This is a genomic window from Corallococcus sp. AB011P, from assembly GCF_003611605.1.
Classification (GTDB): Bacteria; Myxococcota; Myxococcia; order Myxococcales; family Myxococcaceae; genus Corallococcus; species Corallococcus coralloides.
In genome coordinates this window covers 220,826-233,899 of the sequence record NZ_RAVX01000011.1, presented here as the reverse complement: position 1 = coordinate 233,899, position 13,074 = coordinate 220,826, and the positions used below count along the sequence as shown (strand labels likewise).

General features: G+C 71.6%; 10 protein-coding genes. 5 read left to right on the top strand and 5 right to left on the bottom strand.

Annotated elements, in window-relative coordinates; translation table 11 throughout:
* Nucleotides 1-11 precede the first annotated feature (11 nt).
* The 4 genes from D7X30_RS26155 to D7X30_RS26140 are packed head-to-tail and all read left to right on the top strand — an operon-like array spanning nucleotide 12 to nucleotide 4,656.
* Nucleotides 12-956 (top strand): hypothetical protein, encoded by a 945-nt coding sequence (locus D7X30_RS26155; protein ID WP_120565686.1) that lies wholly within the window; start codon nucleotides 12-14, stop codon nucleotides 954-956.
* Between the two features lie 14 nt (nucleotides 957-970).
* Nucleotides 971-1,357, top strand: a complete 387-nt coding sequence (locus D7X30_RS26150; RefSeq protein ID WP_120565685.1) for a GPW/gp25 family protein — start codon at nucleotides 971-973, stop codon at nucleotides 1,355-1,357.
* The gene (locus D7X30_RS26145; RefSeq protein ID WP_120565684.1) at nucleotides 1,354-2,985 is read left to right on the top strand and encodes a hypothetical protein; all 1,632 of its coding nucleotides are present in this window, start codon (nucleotides 1,354-1,356) and stop codon (nucleotides 2,983-2,985) included. Before D7X30_RS26150 ends, D7X30_RS26145 begins: the two co-directional genes overlap by 4 nt.
* 3 nt (nucleotides 2,986-2,988) lie before the next feature.
* Nucleotides 2,989-4,656: a type VI secretion system baseplate subunit TssF gene (locus D7X30_RS26140; protein ID WP_120565683.1), complete on the top strand. Its 1,668-nt coding sequence runs from the start codon at nucleotides 2,989-2,991 to the stop codon at nucleotides 4,654-4,656.
* 1 nt (nucleotide 4,657) lies between these two features.
* Here the strand turns inward: D7X30_RS26140 and D7X30_RS26135 are convergent, their stop codons facing one another.
* From D7X30_RS26135 to D7X30_RS26115, 5 genes are all read right to left on the bottom strand, one after another.
* Entirely contained in the window at nucleotides 4,658-5,044 is a 387-nt protein-coding gene (locus D7X30_RS26135) for a DUF4280 domain-containing protein (RefSeq protein ID WP_120565682.1), read from the bottom strand.
* Complete coding sequence (locus tag D7X30_RS26130; protein ID WP_120565681.1) at nucleotides 5,044-6,726, bottom strand: AMP-binding protein; 1,683 nt, start codon at nucleotides 6,724-6,726, stop codon at nucleotides 5,044-5,046. Before D7X30_RS26130 ends, D7X30_RS26135 begins: the two co-directional genes overlap by 1 nt.
* The gene (locus D7X30_RS26125) at nucleotides 6,723-7,763 is read right to left on the bottom strand and encodes a hypothetical protein (RefSeq protein WP_147443308.1); all 1,041 of its coding nucleotides are present in this window, start codon (nucleotides 7,761-7,763) and stop codon (nucleotides 6,723-6,725) included. Before D7X30_RS26125 ends, D7X30_RS26130 begins: the two co-directional genes overlap by 4 nt.
* Before the next feature lie 162 nt (nucleotides 7,764-7,925).
* Entirely contained in the window at nucleotides 7,926-10,247 is a 2,322-nt protein-coding gene (locus D7X30_RS26120; protein ID WP_158619389.1) for a PAS domain-containing sensor histidine kinase, read from the bottom strand.
* A gap of 219 nt (nucleotides 10,248-10,466) precedes the next feature.
* Complete coding sequence (locus D7X30_RS26115) at nucleotides 10,467-10,841, bottom strand: DUF1622 domain-containing protein (protein WP_120565678.1); 375 nt, start codon at nucleotides 10,839-10,841, stop codon at nucleotides 10,467-10,469.
* Between the two features lie 272 nt (nucleotides 10,842-11,113).
* Between D7X30_RS26115 and D7X30_RS26110 the strand changes: the two genes are divergently transcribed.
* Nucleotides 11,114-13,072 carry a hypothetical protein gene (locus D7X30_RS26110; RefSeq protein ID WP_147443307.1) on the top strand — a complete coding sequence of 653 codons (1,959 nt, stop codon included), beginning with the start codon at nucleotides 11,114-11,116 and terminating at the stop codon, nucleotides 13,070-13,072.
* Nucleotides 13,073-13,074 lie beyond the last annotated feature (2 nt).

The following is a 13,074-nucleotide window of genomic DNA, read 5'->3' as shown; positions in this document are numbered from 1 at the left end:
CGGCCCTGCTCATGAACGGCGCCTCGCCGCTGCTGTCCCCGCTGGAGCGGCGCATCCGCGCCCGCGCGAAGGACTTCGACCTGGGGCCGCTGCTGCGGCTCCTGGAGACGCAGGGCTATGGCCGGGACCGGGTGCTCTTCGAAAGCAACCCGGAGCCGGTGGCGTCCGTGTCGCTGGTGGAGGCGGTGACGTTCCATCTCTCCCCGGTGCGCCGGGTGGTGGTAACGCTCAACCTGGGCCTCCTGGGCACGCCGGGCCTGTTGCCCAGCTACTTCCTCCAGGTGGCCGAACAGCTGCCGGAGCCGGAGCCGTTCCTCGACTTCATCCGCTTCTTCGACCACCGGCTGCTGCTGGCGCTGGTGGACGCGCTGCACCCCGAACGGGACGCGAGCCTGGTGGGGGACTGGGAGCGCACGAAGGGCTTCTACCAGCGCATGGTGGGCGTGGATTCACAGGCCACGCTCCAGTGGCTGTTCCAGCAGGTGTTCCCGGAGCTGCGCGTGACGTGTGTCCGCCGCTCTTTCCGCACGCGCTTCTCCGGCATGCGGCCCACCTTCGGGCCCACGCCGCTGGATGGCACGGGCTTCCTGGGCCAGACGTACGCGGCGGACATCGGGGGCTTCCAGGTGGAGGTGTTCGCGGACGAGGAGGCGGACATGCGCGGACGTGACTGGCCCGCGCGGGTGCGCCACCGCTTCCACCGGCACATCCTGCCGCTGCTCGTCCCCGCGCGGATGCAGCTGGAGGTGGTGCTGACGGTGCTCGCGCACGGGCGGACCGTGAAGCTGGGGCCTCGGGGACAGCTGGGCTACGAGCGGCTGCCGGGCGCGGAGGGCAAGCCGCTGCGGCAGCTCATCTTCCTGGGCGACACGGCCGTGCCGGTGGCCGCGCCTCCTCGGGCCGAAGGTGACCGGCAGGGCATGAGCATGGGCACGCCGAAGGCAGCCGGACGTTAGGAGGGGAGGGGACCGTGGGCTTTCTGCACCGGAAGTTCCTGGGGGTGGTGGAGACGCCTCGTGAAGCCGTGCTTCGCAACCTGGGCCACCTGCTTCAGGCCAAGCGGGGCGCGGCCTCCGTGCTGCCCGGCTTCGGGTTGACGGAGACGGGGTTCCGCTCGGACGCGGAGCGCCTCGCGGGCCTGAGCGCGGAGATCCGCGAGACGCTGTCGCGCTACGAGCCGCGCGTGGAGGTGGTGTCCATCGACGAGGCGCCCGCCGCGACTGGCGGCGCGCCCGGCCTGGTGGTGCGCCTGCTCTTGCGTAGCTCCCACGAGCCCATGGACCTGCTCCTGGACCCGGGCTCGCGCCGCCTGCGCGAACGGCCCCCGGAAGAGGCAGCTGGGGAGGACGACCCATGAAGTTCACCGAACAGCTGAAGGTGACGCTGGACCTCAAGGCCGGCGACGAGGCCTTCACGCTGCCCGCGGGCAGCATCAAGCGCCTGTCGGTGAAGGCGCGCTCCTACGGCTTCGAGGCGCAGGTGGAGTGGTGGGTGCTCTGCAAGGAGAGCGGTGACGAGGACACGCTCTTCACTCCCTTCACCGACACGAAGCCGCTGACGGCGACGCTGACCGTGGACCGCCGCTACGGCGCGCAGTCGGAGGGGCGCGAGGGCGCGGAGGCCCTGCCGCTGAAGCTCATCGGGCGGGTGGAGGAGCGCCACGTGCGCGAGCGCTCGCTGGCGAACGTGAAGGACGCGCCGGTGATGCAGCGGCGCTACCGCATCCGCCTGGTGGACCCCGCCGCGATGCTGTGGCGCCGCCACTTCCCCAGCGGCGTGTGGGTGGATGAGACGCTGCAAGCGGTCATCCAGGCGAACACGCCCGGGGGGCTGGACGTGGCCTACGAATGGGAGGCCGCGGGGACGAAGCACGGCCTGCACGCGCTGGGGCTGGGCGCGGACGACGACTCCGGCGCCAGCTTCCTGGACTTCCTGCACTGGGTGCAGGCGCGCATGCACGCGGGCATGTTCCTGGACTACGCGGAGGGGAAGTACACGCTCGCGGACGCGAAGCCCGAAGGCGGCGAGGCGCTGGTGCTCACCCGCGACGAGGTGAAGCAGGTGGACCTGCGCTACCCGGAGCCCCGGCGGGACGCGCTGTCGGTGCTCAACAGCTACGTGGACGCCGGCACGAAGCGCAAGGCGGTGGAGAACGCGGACGCCATCGCGGGTGTCCTCACCGAATGCCTGGTCACCTCCACGCTGGAGGGCACGCTCACGGACCGGGTGACGCTGGAGACGAAGTGCCAGCAGCTGGAGGGCCCGGAGCTGCGGCTGTCCTTCGCGAGCTACCCCCGCGCGTCACTGGTGCTCAACGGCCTCTACACGCTGGGGGACTTCAGCACGCAGGCCGCGACGCACGGCAAGCAGTACCGGCTCCACACGCTGGAATTGGACGCGCGCGCAGTGGAGGAGGACGCCGCGCACGACCCGGACAGCACCGCCAACGACTACCAGCTGACGCTGAAGGCCACGCTGGAGGAGGCGGCGGACCCCACCTTCCGGCGCCCGCGCTTCCGGCCGCCGCGCTGGCCCTTCCTCGCGGAGGGGCGGGTGGTCAGCGAGGAGGGCGGGGAGCCGGAGCGCACGTATCAAATCCGCCAGGACGACGAGACGTCGGTGGAGTCGTACCGGGTGAAGCTGCCCCTGTGGGACAAGGAGGTGCGCTGCCCCTATGAGCCGCACCAGCAGCCCGGGCACTTCTACTTCCCCGCGGACAAGGGGACGCGCGTGTTGGTGTCGCTGGGTTACCAGCACGCGCGCATGGACCGCTTCCTGGAGTGGCGCCCCGGCGCCCGGCTGCCCAAGGAGTCGCAGGGCAACCACCTGCTCCTGGGCAAGACGGACAAGAGCGAGACGTCCATCCAGCACCTGTATCAGGACTCGAAGCCGATGCTGCGCATCCAGCGGACCCTGGAGAAGGACACCCAGCTCATTGAAGTCACCGAGGGCCGGATGTTCCTGCGCGTCCAGGAGGGGGAGTAGGCCATGCGGATGGATGAAGCGCTCTACGCGTCGTTCCTGGAGGAGCTCCAGGCGCTGGAGAAGTTCCGCCTGGGCTACACGGCCCTGCACCCTTCAGCGCCGCTGGACGGCGAGGACGCGGACGTGCGGCGGCTCACGGAGGCCATGGCCCTGTTCACCGCGCGCACGCGCCGGGCGGGGCAGCGCGCGTTGGAGCGGAGCACGCTGCGGCTGTTCCAGCAGCACTTCGCCTACCTGCTCAATCCCATCCCCGCCATGGCCATGTTCCGCGCGGAGCCGGACGCGCGCTTCGTGGACGCCGCGGAGCTGCCCCGGGGCACGCCCTTCCTCCTCAACCCGGGCCAGGGCGGCGGTCCCACCGGGCCGCTCTCCCTGCGAACGCTGGCCCCGCTGCGGCTGTTGCCCGTGCGGCTCACCCAGGCGCGGCTGGAGCGCCAGGGCGAGGACGGCGCGCTCCTGCGGCTCGTCTTCGAGGGCGGCTTCCCTCGCAATGACTCGCCGGGCGAGGTGCGGCTGCACATCAACCACCTCAACGACTTCCGGGCGTCCCTGGCGGTGTTCTTCCAGCTGAAGAGCGCCGTGCGCTCCGCCACCGTGTGCTTCGACGACGGGGCGGTGGAGCACGAGGTGAAGCCCTTCGACGCGCACTCGGGCCCGGTGCGCTTCGGCGCGCCCCGGCCGGTGGCGGCGGAGGGCGAGGCGTCAGAGCACCCGCTGCAGCGGCTGCGGCAGCTGCTGCACTTCCCTCAGCAGGAGCTGTTCCTGGAGGCCCGCATCCCGCCGGCCCCTCGCAACTGGCAGGGCTTCACGCTGACGCTGCGCCTGTCGGGCCGCTGGCCGTCGGAGCTGGTGGTGGGGCCGGACTCGTTCGTGGCGCACGCGGTGCCGGTGGTGAACCTGCAGCGCGCGATGGCGGCGCCCGTGGAGCACGACGGCACGAAGGAGCGGCACGCGGTGCAGCACCCGGATCCGTCCATGGGCTTCCGGCTGAACACGGCCACGGGCGTGTACCAGCTGGGCCCGAAGGGCATGGTGCCCCTGCGCCCTGGCGCCATCTCCGGAGGCGCGGAGACGTACGAGCTGGAGCACGAAGGCCAGGGCCTGGCGCGCACGTCGTGGCTGGCGCTGGACATGCCGGACGCGTTCCTCAAGCCGGTGCGGCTGGGCGTGGACGGCCTGTGGCACCAGCCGCTGCCGCCGCGCTTCGATGCGCGGGGCTACCGGCCGGTGCTGGCGGACCGCTTCCTGGAAGGCGTGCCGTGGAGCCTGGTGGGCGCGGTGGCGCCCGGCGGGGACAACCCGGTGGAGCACGGGCAACAGGCGCTGTTGCAGCTGCTGGCGCTGCGCACGCAGCGGTTCCTGGGGCGCGAGGACCTGCTGTTCCTCCTGGAGGTGCTGGGCGTGCGGACGCAGCGGCACTTCAGGGATCTGCTGCCGTCCCTCACGGAGGTGTCCGTGAAGTCCAAGCCCTTCGCCCGGAGCGCCGCGGGCTTCAAGTACGTGTACCAGCTGGGCTTCGGGCCCATGGACGCGTCGCTGCTGCCGCTGGTGGACCTGCTCTGCGGCCGGCTGGTGGAGCTGTTCGCCGTCTGGAGCGCGGAGGACGTGGTGGAGCTGGAGGTGCGCCTGCCCCAGCGCGAGGCGCCCCTTCGCTACGTGCCCCTGCCGTGAGTCACTTCACCTGCATCTTCGTCTGGCCGGGCACGTTGATCTTGATCATGCCGCCATAGGCGCAGGTGCACATGGACTTGTCGGTGAGCGCGGGCTTGCCCTTGATGAGTACGGTGGGCGAGCCCGGCGTCCACGGCGCGGGGAGCATGGGCATGCACGGCATGGGCGTGAGGACGCCCATCGCGGCGGCGGTGGCGGCGGCCACGGTGGGGTTGGCCATGGACTGGCACATGCCGAAGGGCGGCACGTTCATGCCCGGGATGTTGTCCATGATGGTGGCCGCCGGCGCGGTGGCGTTCACCTGGTTGACGGGCGGCACCGACAGCGTGGAGGGCGCCAGACCGAAGCTGCACTGGAGCATGGCCCCGGACACGACCTGGATTCCCATCAGCGTGACTCCACCCGGGCGCGCAGCGACGTGAGCGCCTGGAACAGGGGGTCCCCCGACTTCAGCTTCAGGGCGCCCGTGAGGTACTGCGAACGGCACCACTCTTCATCCACTGGCCCGTCCTGCTGGCCGTCCAGGCGCCGAGCGTGGAGCGCGAAGCGCTCGATGCGGTCCGGCAGCGCGTCCGTGCCCAGGGCCTGTTCGATGCGGCGGCGCACGTCCGCCTCGCTGACCTCCACGCCGGGGGGCAAATCTCCGGTGAAGACGAGCAGCACGCTGCGATACGCGCCCGCCATGCCGCTCACCGGCACGGCCAGCCCCACCGCGTCCAGCCGGGGGCCTGGGGGCTCGCGCAGTACGTCCGCGGCCTCCGTGAAGAGGAACACCCGGCCCTCGCGCCGGGGCTCGCATGCGCCGAAGTGGTGGTACTGGCCACGCACCCGCGTCAGGACGACGTGCGCGGGCGGCCGTCCGGCGTCTGGCAGCGGGGTGAAGAGCCCCGTGTCTCCCGGGGCGTCCTGCCCGCTGTCGGTGAAGTCGCGCAGCGCCCAGGCGCGACCGGGCGCGGGGGCGATGTCCGTGTGCACGTCCGCCGCCACGCGCCGGTGCGAGCACAGCACCGCGCCTCCCCATGCCGGGTCCACGCACACGTTGCCGCCGGGCACGCTGGCCAGCCCGCAGGCCTTGAGCGCGTCGCGCCACGCGTGGAAGTCGAAGGGCGCCTGCGGATCCCTGAACCACAGGCCCACGTTCTTGAGCGGAAGCCGCGCGCGGGTCACCAGGTCGCGCACGGCGGGCGTGAGGCCCAGGGCGCGCACCGGGTGTTCGGTGAGCAGCGCGGGAGAGACTTCCAGGTCCGCGGGCTCCACGTGCAGGTACGTCGCGCCGCGCAGGAGCGTGGTGAAGTACAGCGCTGGCAGGTGCTGGAGCGGGTGGAAGCCCGGAGCGGCCAGGTGGTCCCCGGGGGACAGGCCGAAGGTCAGCAGCCCGTCCACCAGCGCGCTCCGCCACGCGTCCCCGGCGGTGAGCGGCACGGGCACGTCGCTGGGGTTGGCCAGCGGGGAGAAGAGCAGGCCCACCGGCTCCGTTGGCTTGTACGTGTACGACGCGAGCGCGGGTGGCACCTGCGTCTGCATCGGCAGGAGCCGCGCGGCGTGTTTGCCCAGGAGCGGCGCCTGGTGCGGCTCCGCGGCGATGTGCTGGGGCGCGAGCGCGTCCAGCCTGCGCGCCACGAAGGCGCGGGCCCCGGGCGGCAGGAGGCTCACGCACGCGCCCAGGCCCAGCGCGGCGCACAGCGACACCATCAGCTCCGGGCCCGGCGGCAGCATCAGGCACAGCTTCGCGCCCGGCTTCACGCCCAGCCCCGCCCAGGCGGTGGCCCGCCGCGTGGCCTGCTCCTGGAGCTGGCGATAGCTCAGCGTGCGCCAGCCCTGCGTCCGCGAGTACGCGCGCAGCGCGATGCGGTCCGTGGTGGCGTGGCGGGCCACCAGGTCGTGGAAGAAGTCGTGGTGCTGGCCGGTGCGGCTCTTGAAGGGCGTGCTCCGGCCGGCGTGGACGGGAGCGAGCGCGGCGGCGAAGCCGTCCGGATCCTCCCAGCTTCGCGCGAGCCACGCGGGCACGCTGTCCGGAGGCGGCTGGGTGCCGTCGAACGCGGCGAGCACGATGCGTGGCTCGAAGGTCATGGCGAGGACCGCGGCGCGGGTTCAGGGGGGAGCAGCTCGCGGGTGGGCACCGGCTCCACGCTCGAGTCCGGGACGTACTCCGGCCGCGTCTTGAACTCCTCCAGGCGCAGCTGGGGCACGGGCTCCGGGAGCACCTCCATCCGGGGAGGAGGCTCCTGGCGGAACGACACACCCAGGAGCACCCGGGCGATGGGCGTGCCCGGCGTGCGTCCCAGGCCGGGCCCGGCGAGCGCGTGCAGCTCCAGGCCCTCCGACAGCGGGATGCGCCCACCGCCGAGCACCTCCACCGCGGGCTGATCCATGTCCGCCGCGAAGGCGGCCTTCACCGCCAGCTCGCCGCGCAGCCCCTGTCCGGCCGTCGTCACCCCGGCGCCCAGGCGGACCTCCAGCATCTGTCCGGAGGCGCTCGGCGCGGAGAGAGGGTTGCGCGAGCGCAGCAGCACGCCGGCCTCCAGCGCGGGCTTGAGGAACCCCACCTGCGTGCCCATGGCGGCCAGGGCGCGCACGCGAATTCCCGAGTCCCGGCCCAGCACCGCCGCGCTGCCGATGGGCAGGCCCACGCCCAGGTCCATGGCGAGGTCCACCGGGTGCTCGTCACGGCGCGACAACAGCCCCAGGCGCGCTTGTATCTCCGGGGTGCCCAGGCCCTGCGAGGCCAGCGGCGTCAGGCCCAGGGGCGCGGGATCATCCCCCTGCTGCCACAACACCACGGGCACCTGCGCGCCCACCTCCAGCCACGGCAGCACCCCGTAGCTGCCCGCCAGGACGGAGGACGCGCGGTTGCGCACGGCCTCCAGGCGGCGCTCGCCGTTGAGGAGCACGAGCGGCAATTGCTGATACTGGCCCACCAGCCCCAGGCTCATGCCTCCGGGCACCAGCAGCTCGCCGTTGCGCATCACCGCGGTGCCGCGGCCAGGGTTTATCTCCAGGTGCTCCAATTCAAAGCCGGGCAGGGCGGACTGGGCCCAGGCGGGCAGGGCGCTCAACAGGACCGCGGCGGCGGCGCCGTGCACTGACAGGAATTTGGGCATGGGCATGTTGGCGCTCTGGCCCGCTTCCGGCGGGACGCGCTCCCCCGGCGGGCATCATACCCAGACAGCGATGCGAAACATAGCCGTGCCGGCGGAATGAGCAGGAAATGGGGTCGGCGCGGCCCTGATGCATGGGGTTGGCGACCTGCTCGGTCCTGGTGTTCCGGGTCAGGGGGACGGCAGCTCCACGATGAAGGTCGCACCGTGACCGGGCTGGCTCTCCACGCGCAGGGTGCCGTGGTGGGCTTCGACAATCTGTCTGGTGATGAAGAGGCCCAATCCCAGACCGCCGTAATGGCGTGTCGACACGGCGCGGGTGAATTTCTCGAAGATGGCCTGCAGGCTCCCCGGCGCGATGCCGATGCCTTCGTCCCTCACGCTCAGCCGCGCGTGGCCGCGGGCCTGCTCCACGCGAATCGTCACCGGGTGGCCGGTGCCGTATTTCAGCGCGTTGGACAGCAGGCTGCTCGCCACCTGCTCCAGCCGGTGGCGGTCCCAGCGGCCCACGACACCGGGTGGCGCGTGGATGATGAGCTCGCAGCCCGCCTTCGCCGCCTGGGGCTGGAAGCGCTCCACCGCGTCGCGCACCACGTCCGTCAGGTCCACGTCCTCCAGCCGCAGCGGCGCGGAGGGGCCCGTGAGCTGTGTCACCTCCAGCAGGTCGTTGATGAGCGTGGTCATCTTTCGTATCTGCCCGGAGATGGTCTCCGCCGTCTTCACCACGCGCTCCCGCAGCGACTCCAGCGTCTGTTCCGTCTGAGCGTCCCTGACCAGGGATTGGAGCTTGAGCTGCAACGGCGTGAGCGGGGTCTTCAATTCATGCGACGCCACCGTCAGGAATTCGTCCCGGAGCGACACGGCGTGCTGGAGCTGCGCCTGTGTCTTTCTCAGCTCGGTGACATCCTGGAGCGCCAGGAGGACCGCCTCCGGATGGCCGTGCTGGGCGGGGAGCGTGCCCGCCTCCACCAGCAGGGAGTAATGCCCCGTGGGCGTGTGCCAGACGACCGGCTCTCCGTGCACGGGACTGCCCATCACCGCGCGGATGCCGGGAATCTCCTCCATGGTCAGCTCCCGGCCCGCTTCGTCCGTGAAGTAGTGAGCGCCGCCCATGTAGCTCTCCTCCCGCAGACCTCCGGGGAACTCGCCGCCGGCCAGCTGCCGTGCCGCCTGGTTCGCGAAGATGATGCGGCCGGTCACGGGCTCCACCAGGATGATGGCCACGGGCGTCCGGTCCAGCATCGCCTCCAGCCACTGCTGCTGGTTCCTCAGGAACGCGGCGGACTCCTCCAGCTTCTTCCGGGCCTCCACCCGATCCGTCACGTCGACGGCGAACGACAGCACGGAGTCCACGCGGCCCTGCACGTCGCGCAGCGGCTGGTACGCCACGTCGAACCGCCGCGTCGACTGGACCCCGTCGCCCTGGAAGTCGGCGATGACCGGGACCTCTTTTTCGATGAAGGACTCTCCCTGGCGATAGGCCTTCTCCAGGAGCCGCGAGTACTCGATCCCCCGTTCGCTCACGACATCCCTGATGGAGGCGCCCATCAGGTCCACGCCGCCTGACAGCACCTTGTAGAGGGGGTTCACCAGCGTGAAGATCTGCCGCTCGCCGGAGAGGATGGCGATGGACGCCGGGGCGCTCGTCAGTACGGAGCGCAGCCTCGCGCGCTCGTTCTCCGCCTGGGCCTCCGCCTGCTTGCGCTCGGTGATGTCCTCCGCCGTGGACACCCACTCCCGGATGACGCCCTTCTCCCCGAACACGGGCACCGCCCGGCCCACGACGTCCCGATAGCCCCCCGCGTGGAAGCGCAGGCGGAACTCGCCGTGGTAGGACGTCTTCGTGCGCAGGGACTCCACCCAGCTGCGCACCACGCGCTTGCGGTCGTCCGGGTGGATGGCGGAGAGCCAGCCCAGCCCCAGGTGCTCCGCCTGTGTCTGGCCCGTGAAGGCCAGCCAGCGCGGTGCGGAATCCACCACCTCGCCCCGGGCGTTGGTGGACCACACCGGCTGCGCCATGGCCTCCACCAGCGAGCGGTAGCGCTGCTCGCTGGCCTGAAGCGCGTCGTGGGCCCTGCGCTGTTCGGTGACCTCCGACACGATGACACCGATGCCCAGCAACACCCCGGAGTTGGTGCGCACCGGGTAGTAGCTGACGAGGAAGTGGCGCTCCACGCCCACCTCCTTGGATGTGGCGCCCACCACCTCCACCGTCTGCGCGCTCCCTCCCTCCAGGATGCGCTGATACTGGGGACGGAGGGTGGGCCACATCTCCGGGACGATGTCCTGCACCTTGCGCCCCAGGTGCGCGGCGCGCGGGAGGCCATTGATGGCGGCGAGCGCTTCGTTGACCTGGACGAAGCGCTGCTCCATGTCCACCACCGCGAGGCCCACCGGCGTGCTCGCCACCAGCGTCTCGAGGAGCAGCCGGGAATGCGCGTCGGAGAGGGTTTCGATGGTCTCCGGGTCGAAGCTTGCGCTGGGGCTCTCCACGCGCGCCTCCTTTGACCCCGACCCTTCCCGGCGAGCTTGGAGGCAGGGCCCCGTGACGCCGCTTCCCACCATGGGAGTGGCCTGATCTGGAGGGTGTGCATCCCCAACGCCCACGGGCAATCCACACCGGCCCGGAGGCGCGGCTGCCGCCTGGCCGGCACCAATGACAGACAGCCAGAGGGCCGGGCCCTACCGTCCCGCGCATGCCCTCCCGTTGGGTCAAGCACGCGGAGGGCCAGGCCCATCCCCGTCAGCTGGCTTGGATTGCCAGGGCCAGCGCCTGTCGATCTCCACCTCCAGTGTGAAGCTGAGGAAGGTCCGGATGAGGACGATGAGGCCCAGGATGATCACCTGCCGCAGCGTGGGCGCCCCCGCGACCGTGCGGATGATGTCCGCCGCCACGAGCAGCTCCAGTCCCAGCAGGATGGCGCGGCCCAGGTAGTGGCGAAGCTGGCGGTACGCCTCCGCCCGCCGTGACCCCCGTGCGTCCCGGAGGACGAGCGCCACGGACACCACCGTTCCCACCACCATCACGCCCACGCCCGAGGCATCGAACAATTGGGCGGCCAGGGCCACCAGCTCCTCGAATCGCATCCACCGTTCCTCCTCCGGCAAAGGTGGTTTGCGACGCAGCGGACAACCACCACGATCCACCCTCCCGTCGGTATGGGAAACTCGTCAGAATAGACACACAAAATATCAAATCAATACATGCGTGCAGTGTTGACGCCGGCCGGGCTCCTGATTCATTGTCGCCGCCCTTCGCGTGTCACAGCGGGAAATGGGCGTTTCTGCGGGGTGCCGGGGGGTGCCGTGACGCAGCAGCTTGAAACCAGACATGGCGTTGCCCTGGAGGGTCGTTTCGCGTGATTCGCGAGATCCTCAGCGGCTTGTTATGGCAGGGCCGTATGGCCTTGCGCAGCGGCGACGTGCGGGTCTTCGCCGCGCATGGCTACGTGGATGAGGGCTACCGGCCTTCGCGCGTGCCGTTCCTCTCCGTCGTCGGTCCGCTGGGCCTGTTCCCCGAACCCGAGCGCGAGAACGGCCGCACGGGCGTCGCCACCTTCCGCGTGCCGGGCTACCTCGTCGGCAGGCCTCGCGCTTCCGGGGACAGCGTGCCCCCCAATGGCTCGCTCCAGTTGCGCCTGGATGGCCGCGCCACCGTCACCCTCACGGGCCTGCCGGGTGGCTCGTTTGCCTCCGCCGCGACCGGCCCCGCGCTCGCCGCCGCCATCAACGCGCGGCTGGCGGACGCGCTCACCGGTGGACTCTTCCAGGAGCCCACGGGCGCGCCGCTCACGGACCCCCTGCTGCTGGAGGCGCTCGCCGCCGTCATCGCGCGCTGGGACGTGGAGGGGAGCCGGCTCGCGCTCAGCTCCGACGCGGGCATCCCTTCCATGGAGTTCCGCTCCAGCGTGGAGGTGCTGCCCGTCACCGGCGGCATCGAAGGAGCACTGGGCCTGGAGCCTCCGGAGCGTTCTCAAGAGGGCCGGGTGTTCCTCAGCAAGATCCGCGCGCCCAAGGCCATGGCCATCGACGTGCAGGTGGACCTGTGGGCGGGCTCGCAGGTGGACCTGGCGTCCATCATGGACACACTGGCGCTCTCCATCCCCACGCGTGGGCAGATGGTGCTGCGCCCGTCGCTGCTGGCCGAGGACGTGCCCGAAGGCGCCACGACGGTGCGCCTGCTGACGCGCGGTGAGCCCACCACGGTCCTGTCCCTGGTGCACCTGGAGGCCAGCGACCAGAACCTGGAGCGCGCGCGCGGCGGACGTGTGGACCTGACGCCCGGCGCGTCCTTCCTGCCCGGCACCGACGGCCTGCGCCTGTCCGGCACCGGCACCGCCTCCGTCCTCGTCTACCCCATGCCGGCCGTGCCCGACCCCTTCCACGCCGACAATCCGGCCCCGGACGGGCTGGCGTTGTCGCTGGGGCTGAGCGTCGCCGCTGGCGCAGTGGATGCGCAGACGCTGCCGGTGGCCGTGCTGATGGCGCAGGGGCAGCCCGTGCTGCGGCTCATCGTCCGCTACGTGCAGGTGGACACCCGGCTCATGGGCGAGGTGGTGGCCACCGCGACGCTGGCGCAGGCCCCCGGGACGCAGGTCGCGGAGACGCGCTGGCGGCTTCCGGCGGAGCGGCTGGAGGCCGGCGTGGTGCTGCACGCGCGGCTGGAGGCGGGGGAGGGCGTGGTGTGGCTGTCGGCGGATGGGGCGCCGCAGCCGCTCCAGGACGTGGACGCCACTCCCGCGCCGCCCGTCGCCGCGCCGGGCGTCACCGTCGCCGCGAGCGACATGGTGCTCACGCTGGGGGCGCAGGCGGGCACGCCGTTGGACTTCACGGTGGACCACGTGCACCTGGTGGCGGAGCCCGTGGGGCCGCTGGACCCCGCGCTGCGCCGCTCTGTCACCGCGGCCTCGCGCCTCAAGCCCGGCGACGTGGTGGTGCTGGGGTCGAGCGAGGACGGCTACCGCGTGGGCAAGCAGCGCTTCCAGGCGCTGGTGCTGGGGCTGGACGGCGACACCGTGACGCTCAGCCGCCCCGTGGAGGGCGCCTGGGCCCGGGGCCGCACGCTCGTGTTCCAGGAGGAGTGCTTCTTCTTCCAGACGCAGCTGCGCCGCCGCGACGACCTCTTGAACCACCTGTACCGCTGCTGCGTGGACTACCGGGTCTCCGCGCTGATGGACGAGCCGAACGCGCGCACCACCGCCCGCCTCGTCGAGACGCCCCAGCTGGACCTCATCGCGCGGGGCGCAGCGCGAGGCGCCAGCGGCCACCCGGGAACATCCGTCACCGAAGTCGATACCGCCAGGCGCGGGACCATCTGAAA